This window comes from Methanopyrus sp. (assembly GCF_053997775.1).
Window position 1 is genome coordinate 36,790 of sequence record NZ_JBMXXF010000004.1, and the last position, 19,719, is coordinate 56,508.

A 19,719-nucleotide genomic window follows, 5' to 3' on the forward strand; every position below is an offset into this window, starting at 1 on the left:
CCCCCGGGGTGCTCCCATGAGCGAGGGGGAGCGCTGGCGGCTGAGCTGGGAGGGTGAGCGTCCCGAGCGCGCCGACGTCGAGCTCTCGGAGTTCTCCCCCCGGCTGCCCGACGCGCCCGCCTACACCCACCAGGTCGAGACGGTCGAGCGGCTGCGGGAGGCGAACGTGCTGCTGACCGCCGGGATGGGGGCGGGCAAGACCGAGGCGGCCCTGGCGGCCGTGGAGCACCTGGGGCTCAAGCCCGCCGTGTTCGTGTACCCTACCAAGGCCCTCGCCCGGGACCAGGCCGAGCGCATGATCGAGTACGGGTTCCACGTCGTGATCGCCGACGGCGACCACCCGGGCTGGCGCTCCCGCATCGACGACGCCGAGCTCGTGCTCACCAACCCGCAGATGATCTGGGTGCACGCCCAGGAGGGACTGGACTTCTGGCGGTTCCTCAAGGACCGCGCCGCCTGCGTGGTCTGGGACGAGGTCCACTTCTACGACCCGCGCCAGGCCAACCTCCTCCTGGGCATCGTCCGGGCCCTCCGGGACCGGCGCCACCTCTTCATGTCCGGCACCGTGGGCCATCCGGACCGCTTCTGCCGCGAGGTGGAGCGGGCCACCGGGGTCCCCTGCGCGCACGTCCGCGGCCGCGGCAAGATGGCCCCCCGAACCTTCCGGGCCCTCGACTCGGGCTCGCTGAAGGATCTCATTCGGGAGGTCGCCGAGTGCGCCGAGCGGGGGGAGAAGACGCTCGTTTTCCTGCGCTCCCGCGCCCAGGTGGAGCACACGTACCAGGTCCTGCGGCGCCGCTTCGGGCTGGAGGACCGGGTCACGATCCACCACGGGGCCCTGCCCAGGGAGGAGCGGTGGCGGTCGGAGCGCGCCTTCAAGAGCCACGTGCCCGTCATGCTCACCGTGAAGACCCTGGAGGTGGGCATCGACATCGGCTCCGTCTCCCGGGTGATCCACTACGGGCTGCCCGAGAAGGTCTCCGACTTCTGGCAGCGGGAGGGACGCGCCGGGCGGAGGGGCCAGCCGGCCGAGTCCCTGATCTTCCCGGCCGACCCGTGGACGCGGTTCGTCACCTCCTCCCCCACCCGGTTCCGCCGGGCGTACCTGGAGGGACAGGTCGAGCGGATCCTGGCCGACCACCGCTCCCCCACGTCCGCGCCCCCCGACAAGAACCCATCGCGGTCCTTCTACGGGGAGAAGGAGGTCTACCGGGTCGTGCGCGCGGACGACCCGCGCAGGCTCCTGAAGGACCAGCTGGACCCGGAGGACGTGCCCCGCTCCTGGGCGCCCGGGTGCGCCTTCCGGTACCGGGGAGACGTGTGGATCGTGGTGGGACCTCCCGACGAGGAGCGCCGGACCATCCCGGCCCTACCGGCGGAGGAGTACGACCCCTCGGTCCGCCAGCTCATCGACGAGGGCTGGTGGCCGTACCCCCGGATCGAGATCGAGGCCGAGGCCAGGGAGGGGGAGGATCCCGAGGGGTGCGGGCTGGGCCACGTGAAGATCCGCTGGACGGACACGGTCCTCGTCCCGCCCCCGGACGTGCCCGACCAGCCCATCCTGCTGGAGTCCGGCGACCTCACCGTACGGATCCGCGCCTTCTACGTCCGGCTTCACGACCCCCGGCTGCGGTCGTCCCGACGGGCCAGCTCCGCCGAGCTCGCCATCCACGCGCTCACCTACGCGCTGAAGCTGGTGTCCGGCGCCCCACTCAACCTCATCGATCATTACGTGCACGAGTCCGCGTACGCCGAGCTGCCCGAGGGTGAGATCCGGAGCGCCGCGTACATGCTCCTCTACGAGGCCCCGCCCGCCGTCATGCCGCTGCTCGAGTGGGAGCGAGCCGCGCTCAAGGCGGAGCAGCTGATCGAGCGGGAGGCCCCGGAGAACCTGCGCCTCCCCCGCTGCCCGTGGCCGAGCCGCTCGGACCCCGATCCCTCACCCCGACTCGCCCGCCAATACCTCCACGCCGTCCTCGAGCGGATCCAAACGCTGCGAGAACGCGTGCGAAGGGAGGAGCTGTAGTGGGCGCGGAGTGGGTCACCCGACACCTGGACTACGACGGGGAGCTCACCTGGCTGATCGAGTCTCACGGACCGCCCGACGACCCCACGCCGCCCTGCCGCCCCACCTGCCGGCACTGTTACGCGACCCAACTCCCACCGGACGCGCGCGAGCGGCTCGTGATCAACGAGCTCTCCCTGTATCCCTCCGACCTCGTGAACCACCCGCGGCTGGAGGAGGTGCTGCGCAGGGCGCGCGAGCTCGTGGCGTCCCGGGAGCCGCTACCCCTCAAGCTGATCACCTCGGGTAAGGGGCTCACCGAGCGCCGGCTGAAGGTGCTCCTGCGGCACCTGGATCAGCTGGACTTCCACCTGCTGTCCACCGACCCCGCGGAGCGGGCCTCCCTGACCCGCGAGCCGGTACCCCGGGCGGAGCGGGTGCTGGAGCTCGTCCGGCGCGCGGCCGGGGAGGTCGACACCGTCGCCAACGTAGTGCTCGTGCCCGGCCACAACCTGCGCAGCCTGCCCCGCATCCTCCGGGACCTGGACGACTGGGGACTGCGCAAGTGCGTGGTCATCCCCGTCGGACTGACCCGGTACCACCGGGGCGGCCTGCGGCCGCTCACCCCGGACGAGGAACGGTGGGCGTGGCGGGTCTGTCGACGGTTGAACCGGGAGCTCGACCTGGACGTGGTCCCCTGCGACAGCCTGCTTCCGGCGGAGCGGTTCCGCCCGAGGCTCGACCCGGTGGCGAGGCGGTGCGCCCGGGCCCTGGAAGGGCGGGAGATGCGCGTGGGGCTCGTCACGGGCGAGGCCTTCGGCCCCGTGATCCGAGAGCTCTGCGAGCGGGTCAACGCCGAGCTGGGGGTCCGGGCTCTCGAGCCCGTGATCGTGCGCAACCGGTACTTCGGCGGGAACATCCGCTGCGCCGGCCTGCTCACCGGCCGTGACGTCATCCGGGCGCTCCAGGGGGTGGACGTGGACGTCGCGGTCGTGCCCCGGATCGCCGTCGAGCTGGGTTCGTTCATCGACGGGGTCACGACCTGGGAGGTGGCCGCCAGGGCCGACTGCGAGGTGATCGTGGGTCCGGAGCGGGTGGAGGAGCTTCCGGAGGTCCTGTCCCGGCTCGCCTCGGGGTGGTCCGGGTGCACCGGGCCGTGCTAGCCCTGCTCCTCTCCACCGCCGGTACGCTCGCCGCCGCCCGACTGTTCCGGTGGGTGGACGGGCCGCTGTACGAGCCCGTGCGCGGGGGCACGCCCCGCGGCGTCGGGATCGTGCCCGCCCTCGTATACGCCCTCCTGTCCCCGGTCGGTGCCGTGCCCGCGCTCACCCTGGCCCTCCTGGGCTTCGTGGACGACGCGCTGGGCCGCCGGCCCACCCGTCTGGGCGTGGAGGTCGGTCACCTCTCGCGCGGCCTGGCCATGCTGGTGACCCTGGCGTGGTGCTGGAACCGGTACGGGCCGATCACCGGGCTGGTGGCCGGGTTCCTGCCCCAGCCCGCCAACATCGTGGACACGCAGCCCCGGGCGTTCACCTTCGCGCTCGCGGTGGCCACGCTCTCGTGCGTGCCGCTGGGTACCGCGGACCCGGTCGCCCTGGCGGTGCTCTGGGCGGCGCTCGCCCCCTACGTGGCGCTCGACCTGCGCGGTCGGGCGATGCTCGGGGACGGTGGGAACGCGGCGCTCGCCGTGGCCGGGCTGCTGGCGGCGACGCGCGGGGACTCGCTCGGCGCGCTCGCCTTCCTGGCCGCGTTCACGCTCGCCGGGGCGTGGTACCGGTACCGGGTGGAACCGAGGCTCCGCGAGTACCTGGAGCGGGAGCTGGGAATCCGCGACCCGTCGTTCATGGACGCGGTCTGGGACGTGCTGACGGGAGGGGCGCTGGGGGACCTGGTTAAGTCGTGGACGTTCGGCCGGGTTCGGGTCCCGGAGTGCGGGCCGTGGGCGCGCCGGCTGGGGTACCGGCGGTTGGTCCTTATCGGCCGGTCGACGGTGGGTAGGCGCCTCCGAGCAGGTTAAATCCCCGGGCCCCGGGCACCCGGGTTAGGTCCTCCTAACGGGGGTCTCTCGTTGACCGAGCGGGCCGAGGAGGGGAAGGAGGAGGGCAGGCACCCGCACCATCCGAGCCCCGAGGAGATCAAGAAGCAGATCGAGCGGGAGAAGGAGGAGATCGAGAGGCGCCTGGAGAACGTGGAGCACGTGCTGATCGTGATGAGCGGTAAGGGGGGTGTCGGTAAGACCACGGTGACGGTGAACCTGGCGCTCTGCCTGGCCGAGGACGGGGACGTGGGCGTGCTGGACCTGGACATCCACGGCCCGAACGTCCCGGAGCAGCTGGGGGTGGACGAGCCCCCGAAGGCGTCCCCCGCGGGACTGTTCCCGGTGAAGGGGTACCGCGACGTGCGGGTGGTCTCGATCGGCACGATGCTGGAGGACCGGGACCTGCCGGTGCTCTGGCGCGGGCCGCGCAAGTCCGGGTTCGTCCGGGAGGTGCTGGTGAAGACGCAGTGGGGAGACCTGGACTACCTGATCATCGACATGCCGCCGGGGACCGGCGACGAGATCATGACCGGGCTGGACATGCTGCCGGAGCGGGCCCGGAACGTGCTGCTGGTGACGAGCCCGGAGTCGCTGGCGCGCGCGGACGTGGTCAAGGCGGGCGAGGCCGTGCGGCGCATGGAGGGCAACCTGCTGGGCCTGGTCAGCAACATGCACGGGATCATCTGCCCGGAGTGCGGCGCGACGATCGAGTACTTCGCCGAGGATCACTCGGAGAAGCTGGCGGAGCGGCTGGGCGTGGAGGTGCTGGCCCGGATCCCGCTGGATCCGGAGGCGAAGCTGAGGTCGGAGGAGGAGGGCAAGCCGATGGTGCTCGCGGCCCCGGACTCGCGGGCCGCCGAGGCCTTCCGGAAGCTGGCGGAGCGGGTTAAGGAGGCGCTGTAGGTCGGTCGGAACGGTCCTCATCACCACTCAGCGGGGTCCTACCTCCCCATCCCCGGTCTTCCCGCGGGCTCGGCCCCGAGCGCCCTCCCCATCACGCGTCGGGGGCGGCTATACCTCCTCATCGCCGCCCACGTCCTCCACCTCCTCCACGGTCCGGACCAGCCGACAGAGCCGACGGTTGCGCACGACCATGACCCGGGGTCGGAACCGGACGTAGTAGGCCTCCCAGAGCGCGAGCGCGAGCCGGGGCTGGGCGCCCCCGCCCACGTCGATGAACACGGCGTCGACGCGGTCCGTGCGCCTCAGCACCTCACCCAGCCGGAATCCGTCCTCGTGCAGCGGGACGACGTTGTCCAGGTTCGAGACCCGATCAATCAGCCTCCGGTACATCTCCTCGGACTTCTCGAACGCGAGCACGAGCTCGGCCCGCTCCGCGAGCCGGACCGTGGTATCCCCGGCCGCCGCCCCCACCTCCACGACCACGTCCCCGTCCCTCACCACCTCCTCCGCCAGCCTCCGGTACCGACCGACGTCGAAGACCAGGTAGGTCCTCGTCACGGGACCGCCCCTACAGCTCCGCCTCGAACTCCCGCGTCTCCACCTCGCCCTCCCGCAGCAGGTAGAGCTTCATCCACACCTTGCGGTCCTCGATCGTCCCGTACATGAACGAGGGGCCCGGACTCGCCCCGCCGCCCGAGCGCACCCCCGTGAGGCTGCCCGGGTTCACGATCAGCTTCCCTCGGTGCTCGCGGAACTCGGGCCGGTGCGTGTGGCCCGTGAAGATCACGTCCGCGCCCTCCTCCTCCGCGATCGAGGCCAGCTGGTCCGGGTCCCCGCGCGGGTGTACCCCGCTCCCGTGATCCACCACCACCTTCAGCCCCTCCAGCTCCTCCGTCACCCGGTTCGGGAGCGGGAGGCCGAAGTCGCAGTTCCCCGTCACCAGGAGCGCCTTCTCGCCCAGCGAGGCCATCCACTCCACCACGTCCTCCGACGTGTAGTCCCCGGGCGAGATCACCACGTCCACCGGGGCCAGCCGCTCGATCCGCTCCTTCAGCGGGTGCGGTACCTCCTGCGCGCGCTCCGGGATGTGCGCGTCCCCCAGGACCAGCAGGTTGATCATGATCCCTCACCCCCGGGCGCCGGATCCAGCTCCACGAACCCCCTCCGGAGGCACGAGCGTAAAATTCGTCGCCCCGCTCCCTCGTGGAACCGCGGCGGCGCCCAATCCCGGGTCACCCGGCACCGCTCCACCCCGTCCTCCCGCACCCTCACCCGGTACGCCAGGAACCCGCGCCGCTGCCACACCGGGGTCCGGCCCAGGTTGATCCCGAACTCCCGGAAGAGGAGCTCGTGCACGTCGTGCGCCTTCATCCCTCGGAGCCGCTCCGCGGCCTCCCTCGGCGAGAGCCCCTTCCTCCTGAGCGCCCAGTACGCGTACGAGTTCAGGTGGTTCCGCCAGGCCTCATCCTGCCTCCACTTGAAGTACCGGACCACGTCCTCCTCCGTGAGCACCACGCACCGGGAGTCGAAGGAGATCGTCTCCGCGAACACCCGCTCACCGAAGTGCTCCCGCAGCGCGCCCTGCAGGTAGCTGGCCGCGCAGGAGGCGGAGACGGAGGTGAGCTTCTCCACCCGCCCGGAGAACGGGATCCGATCGCGCGGGATCAGCAGGTTGAGCTCGTCGGAGAACCCGTACACGAGCGTGACGCCGAGGCCGGAGTCCCGGATCAGGCGCACCGCCGTCTCGGCCATCGCCTCCGCGAACCGACGGTCGTAGGGTTTCTCCATCCCCAGCCGGCGCGTCAGGTTCGTGAACGCTCGACCGTCCACCCGCAGGACCAGGTGCGCGTTGGGCGGGACGCGCAGCCCGGAGTACACCTCCAGGTCCCGGGGCTCCGGGGGCTTCAAGTCCCCACCCGCAGCCCCTCGGTCAACCGCTCCAGGAGCGCGACGGTCGAGTACGCGGCCAGGGCGCTCGTCCTCGGGTTCTCCGGGAGGGCCGCGTTCCGCAGCTCGAACCGGTACTCACCCAGCTCCGAGCGGACCTCAACGACGTGCGTGTTCCGGTCCGCGTCGGGATCGCACACGATCCGCACCCGCACCCGCGACGGATCCCCCACCGCCAGGGCGACGGCGGCCGCCACGTTCACGTTCCTCGGGAACCGACGCACGGCCTCCCGAACGGACCCCTCGAACACCACCTCCCGGTCCTCAACCTCCCGGTCCAGTGACTCCGGGGGCTTGACCGTGGTCAGCACCACCTCCTCTACCCGGCCGTCCACCGCCCGGAGCACGTCCAACCCGCCCACCGCCCCGGAGGGGACGAACAGACGATGACCCGACCGCTCGCACGTCTCCAGGCACTCCTCGAGCAGTCCCTCCTCCAGCACCAGGGCGCCCACGCTGAGGACGATCACGTCCGTTCGCTCCAGCGCCCCCGGCAGCAGCTCCGCCGCCGCCTCCACGGAGGCCGCCTCCACGAGCACGTCGCAGTCCCACTCCAACGCCTCCTCCAACCTCGTCGTGACCTCGCAGTCCGGGAAGAGCCGTCGCGCCCACGCCAATCGCTCCCGATTCCGATCGCACACGGCCACCGGCACCACGCGACCCCGCAACCGCCCCTCCGCGGCCTCAGTCAGGATCGTCGACCCGATCCCGCCCACGCCCACGAGCCCTAAGCTCAGCCTCCTCATACTCCACGATCCCCTCCCTCAGGTACTCCACCAGACCGGGCGGCAGGAGGGGGCGCCCCTCCTCCGCCGGGTAATCGCAGTGAAGCCGCACCGAGTGCCCGGGCCCCAGCTCCACCTCCGGCCGCTCCACCACCTCGATCTCCTCCACCCTCACGCCCTCCTCCAGCACCATCAGCGCGACCCGAACCGCGCCGTCGATGCTGAAGTGGTACTCGCCCAGGTGCCGCGCCTCCGCCCCCCGGAACCGCGGCGTGATGAGCCTCCGGGTCCGGCGCCGGCGCGGGTGGTCCCCCAGGATCCCGCCCACCACCAGCACGTCCGGCTCCTCGTCCGGGGTCAGCGGCTCCTCCGCGTCCGGGTCCAGCACGATCACCCGGTCACCCCGCAGCGGCAGGTCCGAGCCCGAGTACGGGAGGGCCGGGTACCGGGACTTGACCAGGACCTCCGGGTCGGCGCCCGTGACCGTGAGCTCCCACCCGTACCGCCGGGCCACCCGGTAGGACTCCGTGTACTCCAGGTCCAGCCACGGGGACCACCGGTCCGCGTGCTCGATGAACACGACCGGCAACTACTCCTCGACCTCCTCCACCTCCGTCGTCTCCCGCTCCCTCGAGCGCCCGGGTCGCTCCACGATCACGATGTCACCCACCGCCTTCACGGCGCCCGCGTCGATGTTTTCCACCCGCTTCTCCTCCACCCCCGGCAGTGGAATCAGCCCACCCCCCGACTCCTCCGTGACCACCACGATCAGCCTCCTCAGGTCCCCCGTCTCCGGGTCGAACGTGACGTCCCGAACCGTGCCGACCCGGTTTCCATCCTCCGTGTACACCTCCATCCCCACGAGCTGCTGAAACCTAACGTACCGGCGCTGAACCTCCGCCAACGGGGCTCCCCCCATGGAGGTCGTCGGGATTCACCACGGACACGACGCCGGGGCGGCGCTCGTCCGGGACGGCCGGATCGTGGCCGCCGCCAACGAGGAACGGTTCTCGCGTAAAAAACTCCATCGAGGGTTCCCCGAGCATTCCCTAAAGTTCGTCCTCGGGCGGGCCGAGGACCCGGACGCGATCGCGGTGGCCGGCCTCTACCGACGCAAGCGCGACCTGGACCGCCTGCGCGCGCTGTCCGAGGAGCTCGAGGCCCCGCTCTACCTCGTCGAGCACCACGCGGCCCACGCCGCCTCGGCCTACTACACCTCCGGCTTCAACCGCTGCCTCACGATCACCGTGGACGCGGCGGGGGACGGGCTCTCCGCGACCGTCTTGGCGTGCGAGCGGGGACGCATGCACCGCGTGGCCACGGAGTCCTACTACGACTCCCTGGGGGACTTTTACGCGAACGTGACCGAGCTCCTGGGCCTCGAGCCCATGAAGGACGAGGGCAAGGTCATGTGCCTGGCCGCGTACGCCGAGCCCGACCGCCGCACCCTGGAGTGGATCGAGAGCGAGGTGATCACCGTCGAGGAGGGACGGATCAAGAACCTCCTGGGGGCCATCTCCGGCGAGGCCGTGCGTCGGCTCAAGCGCTCACCGCTGGCCGAGCTCGACCGCGAGCGCCTCGCGGCCACCGCGCAGCGGGCCCTCGAGCGCCTCCTCCTCCGGTACTTCTCCCACTACGTCGAGGAGTATGGGGAGCGCCGGGTCGCTTACGCGGGGGGCGTCGCCGCGAACGTCGTCGCCAACATGCGCCTCCGCGAGGGGCTCGACCTCGACCTCTTCGTCCATCCGAACATGGGGGACGGCGGGCTGGCCGTCGGGGCCGCCCTCTGGGCCTGGGCGCAGGAGGAGCTGGCCCGGGGCCGCACCCCGAGGCCGCGGCGGCTGGAGCACGTGTACCTGGGCCCCGAGTACGGTCGGAGGGCCGTGGAACGGGCGCTCGAGCGTCACGGGCTGCTTGACCGGGCCGAGCGGGTGGGCCGGGACCCGGAGCCCCTCGTGGACCGGCTGCTGGAGGGACGGACCGTCGCCGTCTTCCACGGGAGGATGGAGTACGGACCCCGGGCGCTCGGGGCCCGGAGCATCCTGGCGGACCCGAGGGACCGGGCGATCGTGGACCGGCTGAACCGCGCGCTGGGCCGGGAGCGGTACCAGCCCTTCGCCCCAACCATCCTGGAGGAGCGGGCGCGGGACTACCTGCGCCGGCCGTGCCGTTCCCCCTTCATGACCCTCGCCTTCCGGGCGACCGAGCGGCTGCGGCGCGAGGCGCCCGCGGTCGTGCACGTGGACGGGACGACCCGCCCCCAGACGCTGGGCGACGAGCTGCCCTTCTACCGGGAGATCCTGGAGGAGTTCGAGGGGAGGACCGGGGTGGGGGGCGTTTTGAACACCAGCTTCAACCTCCACGGGGAGCCGATCGTCCGCTCGCCCGAGGACGCCGTGCGCGCCCTCCTGAAGGGGGCCGCCGACGCCCTCTGGATCGAAGGGTACCTCGTCGATCGCGGGTAGGGGGTCGGTACGCTGAAGCGCCCCCGCGTGCTGTACAACGTGGGGATGACCGCCGACGGCAAGGTGGCGAGCGTGTCGGGGGACGCGCGCATCTCCGGGGAGGAGGATCTGAGGGAGGTGCATCGGCTCCGGGCCGAGCACGACGCGGTCGCGGTGGGAGCGAACACCGTGCGCCGGGACGACCCGATGCTTAACGTGCGCCTGGTCGAGGGGGAGGACCCGCTCCGCGTCGTCTTCACCTCCGACTGCACCGGGATCCCGACGGACTGCCGGCTCGTGCGGACCGCGCGCGAGATCCCCACCCTCGTCCTCTGCGCCGAGGCGGACCCGGGGCGCCGCCGGGAGCTCGAGCGGCGCGGGGTGGAGGTGGAGGAGGTCGGCTGGGAGGGCGGGTTCGCGGACGTGCGGGAGGGGCTGAGGGTGCTGTACGAGCGCGGGGTCCGGTCGCTGCTGCTGGAGGGCGGGCCCACGCTCGCCTGGAGCTTCCTCAGGCACGGGCTGATCGACGAGTTCCGCGTCGCGGTGGCCCCCGTGCTGGTCGGCGGGGAGGAGGCGCCCACGCCGGTGGGCGGCGAGGGGTTCCCCACGATCGGGGAGGGCGTGGGGCTAAAGCTCAAGCGCGTGGAGCGGCTCGGTCGGGACGTCGTGCTCTGGTACGAGGTTACGGGGCCCGCCGAGCGCCTCGCGAGGGAGCACGAGCGGGCCCGGGGGGAGCCGGATTGAAGTGTCCGGAGTGCGGGACCGAGATGAACCCGGAGCTGCGGGAGGACGGCGTGGAGGTGCTGAAGTGCCCGGAGTGCGGGAAGGAGATCAAGCGGATCCTCTCGTACCGGGACTTCGGCGTCGAGTCCGTCGAGCTCCTGGACCTCCCGCGACCGGAGTGGGACGAGGAGCTCGTGGGCAAGAAGGTGGTCGCGGTGATCCGCTACCGCTCGCCCGAGGGGTACCGGCGTCGGAAGATCCGGGGCCGGGTGGAGCGGATCGACAACCGGGGTAACCTCGTGATCCGGCGCGAGGAGGACGACTTCGAGGTCACGCTGTACCCCCAGGTGGTTGAGAACATCAAGGTACTGGAGTAGGGGGGTTCGGCTCCCGCCGGTCCGGTCATCGGCGCGGGAGCCTCCCCGATCCCCACCGGAGATCCCATCCACATCGCGGGGGCCGTGAACCGCGTGCCTACCAACGATAAAAGCGACCCCTCCCCGGCCGCGCCCCCCGGGGGTGACCCGGGGGTGAGTCGGGTGCTCGCGACCCTCCTACTCGCCCTCTTCGCGCTCATCCCGCCGGCCTCCGCCGAGATCCACATGCTCACCTGGGCCGGCGGGGGCGCGGACGACACCTGCGTGGCCCGAACGAAGGAGATCGTGGACTGGTGGAACGCCTACCGGGCCACCGGGCCCCAGGACACGATCGTGTGGCACTACACGACCCGGGAGGACCGCTGGCGAACCGTGCTGGAGACCGGCGTGGACCCGCTCACCGGCGCCAGGATCGACGTGATCTACGTGCCCGGCGGCTGGCACCCGGAGCGGTACTGGCACTTCGACTGGGTCAGCGCGCTCTACCGCGCGCAAATCGACCTGGGGATCGGGTACGTGGGCGTCTGCGCGGGCGCCTACCTGCACGCCGGCGACGTGGAGTACGACTCCGGTTCCCCAGGTCACCAGGACCTGCTGCAGGACGGCGTCACCGTCGTGGACGGGATGAACGGACCCAACCGGATCTGCCGCGTGCTCATCCTTCCGGATAACCCGCTGACCCCGGGCTGGACGTGGAACAACGTGTTCACGTACAAGTACTGGAACGGGCCCGGGTTCGGTCCGGAGGACGGCCTGCAGTACGACCAGAGCCAGCGATGCTGGGTGAAGTACGCGAGCATTGAGGGCAAGGACGTGATGATCAAGCTCTGGCCGGTCGGGGAGTACCTGGACACTTGCCGGGGCTGGGCGATCGTGGCGGGTCAGTACTTCGTGCGCGAGGGGGATCGGTGGGTCCCCCGCGGGCGGTTCGTGCTCTTCGGACCCCACCCGGAGCTGACGAACCGGGCCGGGGCCCACGCGCTGCTGGCGAAGGCGATCGTCTGGGCGGCCGGCCGGGAGCTGCACCAGGAGGAGCGGCCCACCTTCACCCAGCAGCTGACCACCAACTTCCTGGAGAAGTCGATCGTGGCGGCGTTGGTGTCCACGGCCATCACCGTGGCGCTCCCGGAGCAGGTCAAGAAGCAGGCGTTCCAGGGACTGACCGAGGAGGTTCGGGAGGTCTTCGAGCGGATCTCGGACGCCCTCTACCGGCTGGTGAAGGTCCGCGTACCGCCCGAGGACCTGTTCGTCGGCTCCGTCCTGACGGCGGCCATCTACCTGATGGAGACGCTGGTCGAGTGGCTGACGACGCCCGCCCCGGCCTCCGCCTGAGCCCCTCCTCCGACCGGGTATTGTTATGGATCCCGTAACGATTCCGGCCTGGTAGCGGGGCCGGGATTTGAACCCGGGACCTCCGGGTTATGAGCCCGGCGGGATGGACCTGGCTACCCCGCCCCGCTGCCCTCCAGGGGAGCCCCGCCCCCATCCAATACATTAAGTTTTCGCGGCCCGGTCCCCCGGGGATGATCGGTGTACGTCGGCGTCGAGGGAGTGGACGGCGTCGGCAAGTCCTCCGTCGTGAACCTGGCCTCCGAGCTCCTCGAGCTCCACGGCCTCGAGGTGACCGTCGTGCGGGAGCCCGGCACGAGGATCGGTCGGAAGGCCCTCAAGTGGGACGACCCGCACGCCCAGGCCCTAGCCTTCACCCTGGACCGCCTGCTCACGCTGAAGCGCGTCGACTTCGACGAGGCGGACGTCGTCCTCTCCGACCGCACCTTCCTCAGCACCCTCGCCTACCAGTCCGCCCTCGGCGCCGACCTCTCCTGGCTCCTGGAGCTCCAGCGCCCCGTCCCCAAGCCGGACGTGATCTACGTGATCGACCGGGAGCCCCTCGTCCGGGACGAGGCGTTCGACCCCGAGTTCCTCCGGCGGGTCCGGCGCGAGTACCGCCGGGCCTCCCGGCGCGCCGAGCGCGAGTTCAACGTTAAAATCCGCTGGCTGGACGCCGAGGGGATGGAAAAGGAGGAGATCGCCGAGCTCATCGTCAGACAGGTGCTCCGGCGCGTGAGCGACGCGCTGGACGATCCCCTGGTACCGGACGACCTGGTGGAGGGGTGACCCGTGTCCTACCGCAAGGGGGCCGACTTCGAGCGGCGGCTCGTCGAGTACGTGCGCCGGCACGGCGGCGAGGCCGTCCGCGTGGCCGGCTCCGGCGGTCCGGTGGACGTGGTGGCGTACGCGCCCGCGCGGGGCCACCTGGCGATCGAGTGCAAGGTCCGGCGCGAGGACCGGCTGTACGTGCGGCGGGAGGAGGTGGAGGGGCTGGTCGCGTTCGCCGAGCGGTTCCGGGCCGAACCCCTGCTCGCGTGGAACCCGGCCCACCGCCGGACCGGGTTCGCGCTGAACGCGATCCTGCTGCGCCCGGAGGACCTGGAGCGGCGCGAGCGCTCCTACGCGGTGGACTACGAGACGGCTCTACGGGTCGGGCTCGACCCGCGCCGGCTCTTCACCCGCTCGCTCGAGGAATGCTGAGCGGCCGCACGCGCTCCTCCAGGAAGTCCTCCAGCTCGCACGACACGCCCAGCCGGGAGCACTCACGCTCGATCTCCCGCACCCCGGGCGCCTCCCACGGGAACCCCAGGTGCCGGCCCACCACGCGCAGAAACAACTCCTTGTGACTCCGATACCCCAACCGCTTCGCCACGGCCCGCTTGATCCCCAGCCCCCGCACGAACCGGTCCAGCATCTTCGAGGTCAACGACCCGTACTGGGTCGCGCGCTTCCGCCGCTCCACCACGAAGTCCGGGAGCCCCAGGTCCCGAGCCACCCGGCGCAGCGCCCGCTTCCGCAGCCGGTCCTCGGGCCCGCTCACGTTCTCCCGCGGGTGGATACCCAGCCCCACCCGCACCACGTCGAGATCCAGGAACGGGACCCGCAGCTCCACGGAGTGGTGCATCCCCGCCTGATCGTCCCGCTCCAGGTTCACCGCGTGAATGGAGGCCACGTCCCGCCACAGCTCCCGCGCGAACCGCTCCCACCGCCCGTAGTGGCGGAGATGCCGATGGTACCCGCCCAGCAGCTCGTCCGCCCCCTGACCGGAGAGCATCACCCGGATCCCGTCCCCGGACATCGCCCCCGCGCAGGCCAGGATTGGGATCCCCACCTCCACCTTCATCGGGTTGTACGACTCGATCGCCAGGACCGTCCGGACGATCAGCTCCTCGAACGACTCCTCCAGATCGATGCGGCGGAACTCCCACCCCATCTTCTCGCACACCCGCTCCGCGCACTCCACGTCGTCGGAACCCTCGAACCCCGCCGCGTAGCACCGGACATCCACGTGCTCCGCCGCGAGCCGGGCGACCGTCGAGCTGTCCACGCCCCCGGACAGCACGATCCCCACCCTCTCCGTCTCCCGCACCCGCTCCCGCACCGACCGCTCCAGCGCGCGCCGGAGATCCCCGTGATCGTGCGACCCGGGCCTGGGCCGGGGCACGTCCACCACGTTCCGAACCCGGAGGCTCCCCTCCCGGTACGTCAACAGCGAGCCCGGGGGCAGGCGCCTGACGTCCCGCCACCCCAGAGCCCACAGCGCCTTACGCTCCGAGGCTAGCGCGAGCCCCTCCCCTCGGACCGAGAAGTAGAGCGGCCGCACGCCGATCGGGTCCCTGGCGGCGAGCACCGTGCCGTCCCCGAGCGCGGCCACGAACGCGTACTCTCCCCGCAGCAGCCGGAGGGCCGCGGCCGCCTCCCGCTCGGACCGGACCAGCTCGAACACCGCCCACGAGTCCGAGGGCGCGTCCTCCGCGAACCTCCGGTAGTTGTAGACCTCACCGTTCACGGCCACCGCCCGATCCTCGCCGGTGATGGGCTGGACCGCGCCCTCCTCGCCCCTCACCCACAGCCTCACGTGCCCCAGCAGCACGTCGCCCTCCTCCGGGGCCTCCTCGAGGAACTCCACCTCACCGTCCCGGACCGCGGCGAACCCGCGCCCGTCCGGTCCCCGGTGCCGGAGGATCCTCAGGGCCCGCTCAACGTCCTCCCCGCGACCGTTCACGAGGCACACGATCCCGCACACGGGTCACCACCCCTAGATCCGGGGGCTGTCAACGCCGAGGCTCAGCAACCGCTCCTGCAGGTCCAACGCGCGCCGCACCCGCTCCGACAGCCGCCTCCACCTCCTACCGAGCACGTTCCGCTCCCCCTCCAGCTCCCGGAGGTTCCGGTGCAACACCCTCGTCTGCACCAGCTGCGCCGTCAACCGTCCGGCCACCTTGTGCGAGCCCCGGCCGGGGGGCCTCCCGTCGAACTCCCGGTACACGAACCACGGGCATCGGAGCTTGACGGCGTGCAGCCGGTCCGGGGACTCCTCCATCGACTTGACGCAGAGCCCCTCGCGCCACCGGCGCTCCAGCCGGTCGAGCCAGCGCTCGAGGTCCCTGGGCTCGGGGTCGCGCACCACCTCCCACTCGAGCGACTCGGTGGAGAGGCGCTCGCAGACGCGCAGCTGCTCGGTCCGGGGCCGGTCGATCCACCGCTCGCCTTCGAGCATGTCCACCTCGTAGAAGCAGACCCGCACCCGCAGCTTCCCCTCCCGGACCGCCGCCTCCGGGTCCGGCTTGCGCTGGTTCTCCCGCAGGAAGCGCTGCACGAGCTCGTGGTCGGGATCCAGCTCGCAGGCCCGGCTGAACAGGGGCTCGGGCCGGCACTCGTACCGCTTACCCTCGTAGTAGACCAGCCGGGCCGTCACGTCGGAGGGCTCTCCCTCGAAGAGGACCTCGGTCTCCAGCCGGCCGGCCAGCTCGTGCAGGCGCGGGGACCGCTGGGAGAAGAGGTCGTAGGGCAGGAGCTCCCCCTCCAGGATGGTGAGCGCCTCGAACTCGCCGCGCAGGTCCTCCCAGGGGGGCTCGAGGTCCAGCCTCCGCAGGTACGCGTTCACGTCCACCCAACCTCGCGTGTGCGCGACGACGCGGTCGCCCTCGAGGTAGACCCGGACGTTGGTTCCGTCCAGCTTCTCCTCCAGCACCACGTCCCGCTCCTCGTTGAACGCCCGGAAGAGGCGCAGCGTGGGCTCGGGCTCCTCGGGACGGGCCGCGACCATGGTCCGGGTGGCGGTGATCCGGAGGTGCTCCGGGACCTTCTCCGGCTCCTCGAGCTCGAGGATCATGATCGCTCCCGCTGCCGCTCGAGCGCCTCCCTGACGATCTTGATCGCGCAGTACTCTCCGCACATGGAGCACTGCTCGCGCGCCTGCGGGGGCCGCTCCTCCCGGTACCGCCGCGCCCGCTCCGGGTCCAGCGCCAGCTCGAACTGCCGCTCCCAGTCCAGCTCCCAGCGGGCCCTGCCCATCTCCTCGTTCTCCTTAACCGCGTACTCCCGGCCCCGCGCCGTGTCGGCCGCGTGCGCCGCGATCCGGGCGGCGATCACGCCCTCGATCACGTCCCGCACGTCGGGCAGGGCCAGGTGCTCGGCCGGCGTCACGTAGCACAGGAAGTCCGCCCCGTGGTAGGCCGCGATCGCCCCGCCGATGGCGGCCGCGATGTGATCGTAGCCCGGGGCCACGTCCGTGGGCACGGGACCGAGCACGTAGAAGGGGGCGCCGTCGCACACCCGCTTCTGCAGCCTGACCACCGCCGGGATCTGGTCCAGGGGCACGTGGCCAGGTCCCTCGACCATCGCCTGCACTCCGTGCTCCCGGCACCGGTCGACCAGCTCGCCCTGCACGAGGAGCTCCCGGTGCTGGGCGGGATCGTTCGCGTCGAGGACCGAGCCCGGGCGCATGGCGTCCCCCAGGGACAGGGTCACGTCGTGCTCGCGCGCCAGCTCCAGGATGTAGTCGAAGTGCTCGTACAGCGGGTTCTCCTCCTCGTGATGGATCATCCAGGCGGCGACGATCGCGCCGCCCCGGGAGACCACGCCCAGGAGCCGGCCTCGGCGGAGCAGGTCGTTCAGCGCGTCCCACGTGACCGCGCAGTGGATCGTCATGAAGTCGACCCCGTCGCGCATGTGCCGCTCGACCGCCCGGAGCATGTCGTCCTCGTCCATGTCCACCACGGCCCGGCCCCGGGACGTGGCCTCCACGGCCGCCTCGTACACCGGCACCGTGCCCACCGGCACGTCCACGGCCTCCATGATGCGGCGCCGGATCTTCCCAAGGTCGCCGCCCGTGCTCAGGTCCATGACGGTGTCGGCACCGTGCTCGACGGCGGCCCTCGCCTTCTCCACCTCCAGGTCCGGGTCGCAGACCTCCGGTGAGGTCCCCACGTTCGCGTTCACCTTGACCCGCAGTCCCTCACCGATCCCGACGGGTCGAACCTCCTCTCGACGGTCCGCGTGGGCCGGCACGACCACCCGGCCCTCCGCGACCCGGCGGGCGAGCTTCTCCGGGCGGATTCCCTCCTCCTCGGCGACGCGCCGTACGGTCTCCGGCACCCCGCGCCGGCACTCCTCCATCAGGGTCACGGGATCCCTACCCCTAGCCACCTTATGAGGGAGCCGAGGGCGGACTTCCCGGCGGAGACGGCCTGGGCCGCTATCACGTCGGTTAACCTGACCAGGGGCTCCGGCAGGTAGGCGTACCGCACGTGCACGCCCACCAGTAAGGCGATCACGGTGGCCATGAGCCAGAGGATGCCCCAAAGGGCGGCGGCCGTCAGCTCGTCCCGGTTGCGGCGGGCCGCGGCGGTCGGGAAGTAGAGCACGGTGGGGATTCCCAGGTACGGATGCAGGGCCGCGAGCGAGGCGGTGACGATCACGGCCCCGATCATTCTCCCCAGCTCCGACGGTACCCGACGGAAGAATATCATCGAGAACCGAGGCGGCTCAACGTACGCGGCCAGGTAGGGGCCGAACCGGAAGGCGACGAACGAGGCCCGGTACCCGATCCGATTCATCGCCTCGACCGCGTTCTCCGCCGCCCGCCCACCGGAGTCGCCAACCCCTATTTTAACCCTCACCCCGTGATGACTCGCCCGCTCAATCGCCCGGATCGCGGCCCTCAGCGCCCTTCCCTTCGTGGGGAACTGGGCGAGTACGTCGTCGCCTCCCGCTTTGTGGTCCAGCACGACGCCCCCCTCCTCGGCGATGAGGTCAATCAGCTCCCGCATCACTCTCTCCAGGTACGGCCTCCCCATCTCCTCCACCAGCCGCGTGGACTCCACGACGTCCAGGTACAGGGTGCGGTCCGGCCCGGTCTCCGTTCCCTGCGGCTCCGGCAGCTCGATCTCCCCGCCCGCGTGGAGGATCCACTCCCCCCCGGCCTTGGAGAACGCCGCGAAGGGACCGTCAGCCCGCCGCTCGGCCTTCGCGTACCGTTCGACCGCGGCCGCCTGGGTGAGCCCGATCGCGGCGCTGCCGCCGAGCTCCAGCGGGACGGAAACGGCCAGCCTCAGGGCGTGGTACTTGGAGGGGGCTTCGACGACGGCCCCGTCCACCTCCCAGCTCACCACGGTACACCCGAACTCCCGGGCCAGCGACTCGAGCGGCTCCCGACGTCCGCCGGGGACCCGGCAGTACACGTACCGGGTCTCGTCCAGGACCATCTTGGAGACCAGGGCCACCTCGGGGTCATCGTACTTGAACCGCTCCACGCGGGACAGCCCGAACCCCTCCTCCCGCAGCCTCCGCGCCAGGTCTCCCAGCTCGTTGGAGATGATCTGAGGGGCGGGGATCGGATACTTCTCGAAGTAGGCCAGCAGGAGCGCGTTCTCGTTCAGGATGTCCACGATCTCCGCCTCCTCCTCCGTGAGCGGGTCGTACCGGGTCCCGCAGGCGATCACGCGACCGCGGATCCTCAGCCCGGCGGACAGCCTCACGAGGAGGAGTCCCAGCCGCGGGAGCCTCAATCACCCGGCCCCTCCCTCCTCGAACTTCACCCGTACGCGGAACTCCCCCTCGTCCACCAGCAGGCTCTCCTTCACGATCACGTACGGGAACTTCAGGTGCGCCGTGCGCGTGGCCACCGTGCTCGCGATGAACCGGGCCAGCTTGATCATCGTCGGCTTCAGGTCCTCGTTCACGAGCACCTCCACGTCGAACCCCGGGCGCTCCTGCACCACCTCCGACGCGTGCAGGACCAGCACTCCGAACTCGTCCTTCCGCAGGCACAGGTCGTTCCGGACCAGGACGAACGGGGTGTGGTCCAGGTCCAGCTCCTCCCGGGCGGTGGCCGCGATGACCCCGGCCCGCTCGCTGAGCTTCCGGTAGTTCCCCGGGTGGACGGCCAGGAAGCAGACGAACCGCTCCTCCCCCTCTACGGGCAGCTCCTCCTCGGAGAGGACGGTGCGGATCAGCGGCACCTTGCTGATCATCTTGTCGAGGACACGGTCCACGCCCTTCAGCGAGAACTCGAGCCCGGCCAGGGTCCCCAGCTCCCTCACGACCTCCCGGGCCACCGCCCTCAGCTCCAGGCCCCGGTGCCTTTTTAGGTCGTAAACGGGCTGCCCCGCGTCGGCGAGCGCCTCCAGCGCCTTCATGCTCACCTCGGCGCCCAGCTTCCTAGCCTCCTCGTCCGGAACCCATACCTTGCCCTCCTCTTCACCCAACGGGAGTACCCCCG

21 protein-coding genes and 1 tRNA gene are annotated in these 19,719 nt (G+C 71.3%); 10 read left to right on the forward strand and 12 right to left on the reverse strand.

Annotated elements, in window-relative coordinates; all coding sequences use genetic code 11:
• Positions 1-16 precede the first annotated feature (16 nt).
• Genes ACXJJV_RS00870 through ACXJJV_RS00885 form a run of 4 tightly spaced genes read left to right on the forward strand, consistent with a single transcriptional unit; the run spans position 17 to position 4,946 of the window.
• Positions 17-2,026, forward strand: coding sequence for a helicase-related protein (locus ACXJJV_RS00870; protein ID WP_456466283.1), 2,010 nt, complete (start codon positions 17-19; stop codon positions 2,024-2,026).
• A complete protein-coding gene (locus ACXJJV_RS00875; RefSeq protein WP_456466284.1) occupies positions 2,026-3,168 on the forward strand; it encodes a DUF512 domain-containing protein in 1,143 nt (380 codons plus the stop codon). The genes ACXJJV_RS00870 and ACXJJV_RS00875 overlap by 1 nt, the downstream gene beginning before the upstream one ends.
• Positions 3,150-4,022 carry a hypothetical protein gene (locus ACXJJV_RS00880; RefSeq protein WP_456466285.1) on the forward strand — a complete coding sequence of 291 codons (873 nt, stop codon included), beginning with the start codon at positions 3,150-3,152 and terminating at the stop codon, positions 4,020-4,022. The genes ACXJJV_RS00875 and ACXJJV_RS00880 overlap by 19 nt, the downstream gene beginning before the upstream one ends.
• A gap of 51 nt (positions 4,023-4,073) precedes the next feature.
• Positions 4,074-4,946 carry an Mrp/NBP35 family ATP-binding protein gene (locus ACXJJV_RS00885; RefSeq protein WP_456466286.1) on the forward strand — a complete coding sequence of 291 codons (873 nt, stop codon included), beginning with the start codon at positions 4,074-4,076 and terminating at the stop codon, positions 4,944-4,946.
• A gap of 108 nt (positions 4,947-5,054) precedes the next feature.
• On the opposite strand, the gene ACXJJV_RS00890 is transcribed toward ACXJJV_RS00885, so the two are convergent.
• Genes ACXJJV_RS00890 through ACXJJV_RS00915 form a run of 6 tightly spaced genes read right to left on the reverse strand, consistent with a single transcriptional unit; the run spans position 5,055 to position 8,522 of the window.
• Positions 5,055-5,504, reverse strand: coding sequence for a fibrillarin-like rRNA/tRNA 2'-O-methyltransferase (locus tag ACXJJV_RS00890; RefSeq protein ID WP_456466287.1), 450 nt, complete (start codon positions 5,502-5,504; stop codon positions 5,055-5,057).
• A 10-nt stretch (positions 5,505-5,514) separates the two neighbouring features.
• Positions 5,515-6,066 carry a YfcE family phosphodiesterase gene (locus ACXJJV_RS00895; RefSeq protein WP_456466288.1) on the reverse strand — a complete coding sequence of 184 codons (552 nt, stop codon included), beginning with the start codon at positions 6,064-6,066 and terminating at the stop codon, positions 5,515-5,517.
• On the reverse strand, positions 6,063-6,854 hold the full coding sequence (locus ACXJJV_RS00900) for a tRNA(His) guanylyltransferase Thg1 family protein (RefSeq protein WP_456466289.1): 792 nt from the start codon (positions 6,852-6,854) through the stop codon (positions 6,063-6,065). Before ACXJJV_RS00900 ends, ACXJJV_RS00895 begins: the two co-directional genes overlap by 4 nt.
• Positions 6,851-7,639 carry an aspartate dehydrogenase gene (gene nadX, locus ACXJJV_RS00905; RefSeq protein ID WP_456466290.1) on the reverse strand — a complete coding sequence of 263 codons (789 nt, stop codon included), beginning with the start codon at positions 7,637-7,639 and terminating at the stop codon, positions 6,851-6,853. Before nadX ends, ACXJJV_RS00900 begins: the two co-directional genes overlap by 4 nt.
• Positions 7,578-8,198: a hypothetical protein gene (locus ACXJJV_RS00910; protein ID WP_456466419.1), complete on the reverse strand. Its 621-nt coding sequence runs from the start codon at positions 8,196-8,198 to the stop codon at positions 7,578-7,580. The genes nadX and ACXJJV_RS00910 overlap by 62 nt, the downstream gene beginning before the upstream one ends.
• Before the next feature lie 9 nt (positions 8,199-8,207).
• On the reverse strand, positions 8,208-8,522 hold the full coding sequence (locus ACXJJV_RS00915; RefSeq protein ID WP_456466291.1) for a PRC-barrel domain-containing protein: 315 nt from the start codon (positions 8,520-8,522) through the stop codon (positions 8,208-8,210).
• Between the two features lie 13 nt (positions 8,523-8,535).
• On the opposite strand from ACXJJV_RS00915, the gene ACXJJV_RS00920 reads away from it, so the two are divergent.
• The 4 genes from ACXJJV_RS00920 to ACXJJV_RS00935 all read left to right on the forward strand — a co-directional run bounded on the left by ACXJJV_RS00920 (position 8,536) and on the right by ACXJJV_RS00935 (position 12,494).
• Positions 8,536-10,083, forward strand: a complete 1,548-nt coding sequence (locus tag ACXJJV_RS00920; protein WP_456466292.1) for a carbamoyltransferase C-terminal domain-containing protein — start codon at positions 8,536-8,538, stop codon at positions 10,081-10,083.
• A 27-nt stretch (positions 10,084-10,110) separates the two neighbouring features.
• Entirely contained in the window at positions 10,111-10,806 is a 696-nt protein-coding gene (locus ACXJJV_RS00925; protein WP_456466293.1) for a RibD family protein, read from the forward strand.
• A complete protein-coding gene (locus tag ACXJJV_RS00930; protein WP_456466294.1) occupies positions 10,803-11,162 on the forward strand; it encodes a zf-TFIIB domain-containing protein in 360 nt (119 codons plus the stop codon). Before ACXJJV_RS00925 ends, ACXJJV_RS00930 begins: the two co-directional genes overlap by 4 nt.
• Before the next feature lie 153 nt (positions 11,163-11,315).
• Positions 11,316-12,494: a hypothetical protein gene (locus ACXJJV_RS00935; RefSeq protein ID WP_456466295.1), complete on the forward strand. Its 1,179-nt coding sequence runs from the start codon at positions 11,316-11,318 to the stop codon at positions 12,492-12,494.
• A gap of 49 nt (positions 12,495-12,543) precedes the next feature.
• Here ACXJJV_RS00935 and ACXJJV_RS00940 read toward each other — a convergent pair.
• Positions 12,544-12,622, reverse strand: a tRNA-Met gene (locus tag ACXJJV_RS00940).
• 70 nt (positions 12,623-12,692) lie between these two features.
• Here ACXJJV_RS00940 and ACXJJV_RS00945 point away from each other — a divergent pair.
• Together ACXJJV_RS00945 and hjc are read left to right on the forward strand one after the other, a co-directional pair.
• The gene (locus ACXJJV_RS00945) at positions 12,693-13,280 is read left to right on the forward strand and encodes a nucleoside/nucleotide kinase family protein (RefSeq protein ID WP_456466296.1); all 588 of its coding nucleotides are present in this window, start codon (positions 12,693-12,695) and stop codon (positions 13,278-13,280) included.
• A gap of 3 nt (positions 13,281-13,283) precedes the next feature.
• Positions 13,284-13,694 (forward strand): Holliday junction resolvase Hjc, encoded by a 411-nt coding sequence (gene hjc / locus ACXJJV_RS00950; protein WP_456466297.1) that lies wholly within the window; start codon positions 13,284-13,286, stop codon positions 13,692-13,694.
• Here the strand turns inward: hjc and ACXJJV_RS00955 are convergent.
• The 5 genes from ACXJJV_RS00955 to ACXJJV_RS00975 are packed head-to-tail and all read right to left on the reverse strand — an operon-like array spanning position 13,669 to position 19,705.
• A complete protein-coding gene (locus ACXJJV_RS00955; RefSeq protein ID WP_456466298.1) occupies positions 13,669-15,240 on the reverse strand; it encodes an asparagine synthetase B family protein in 1,572 nt (523 codons plus the stop codon). The genes hjc and ACXJJV_RS00955 overlap by 26 nt on opposite strands.
• 12 nt (positions 15,241-15,252) lie before the next feature.
• Positions 15,253-16,329: an RNA ligase family protein gene (locus ACXJJV_RS00960; protein WP_456466299.1), complete on the reverse strand. Its 1,077-nt coding sequence runs from the start codon at positions 16,327-16,329 to the stop codon at positions 15,253-15,255.
• Complete coding sequence (thiC, locus tag ACXJJV_RS00965) at positions 16,326-17,624, reverse strand: phosphomethylpyrimidine synthase (protein ID WP_456466300.1); 1,299 nt, start codon at positions 17,622-17,624, stop codon at positions 16,326-16,328. The genes ACXJJV_RS00960 and thiC overlap by 4 nt, the downstream gene beginning before the upstream one ends.
• Positions 17,621-19,006 (reverse strand): hypothetical protein, encoded by a 1,386-nt coding sequence (locus tag ACXJJV_RS00970; protein ID WP_456466301.1) that lies wholly within the window; start codon positions 19,004-19,006, stop codon positions 17,621-17,623. The genes thiC and ACXJJV_RS00970 overlap by 4 nt, the downstream gene beginning before the upstream one ends.
• Positions 19,007-19,705 (reverse strand): hypothetical protein, encoded by a 699-nt coding sequence (locus ACXJJV_RS00975; RefSeq protein ID WP_456466302.1) that lies wholly within the window; start codon positions 19,703-19,705, stop codon positions 19,007-19,009.
• Positions 19,706-19,719: the final 14 nt, after the last annotated feature.

Coding starts and splice junctions, on each gene's coding strand:
- ACXJJV_RS00870 (WP_456466283.1), top strand. CDS start 17: ATGAGCGAGGGGGAGCGCTGGCGGCTGAGCTGGGAGGGTGAGCGTCCC.
- ACXJJV_RS00895 (WP_456466288.1), bottom strand. CDS start 6,066: ATGATCAACCTGCTGGTCCTGGGGGACGCGCACATCCCGGAGCGCGCG.
- nadX (WP_456466290.1), bottom strand. CDS start 7,639: ATGAGGAGGCTGAGCTTAGGGCTCGTGGGCGTGGGCGGGATCGGGTCG.
- ACXJJV_RS00920 (WP_456466292.1), top strand. CDS start 8,536: ATGGAGGTCGTCGGGATTCACCACGGACACGACGCCGGGGCGGCGCTC.
- ACXJJV_RS00960 (WP_456466299.1), bottom strand. CDS start 16,329: ATGATCCTCGAGCTCGAGGAGCCGGAGAAGGTCCCGGAGCACCTCCGG.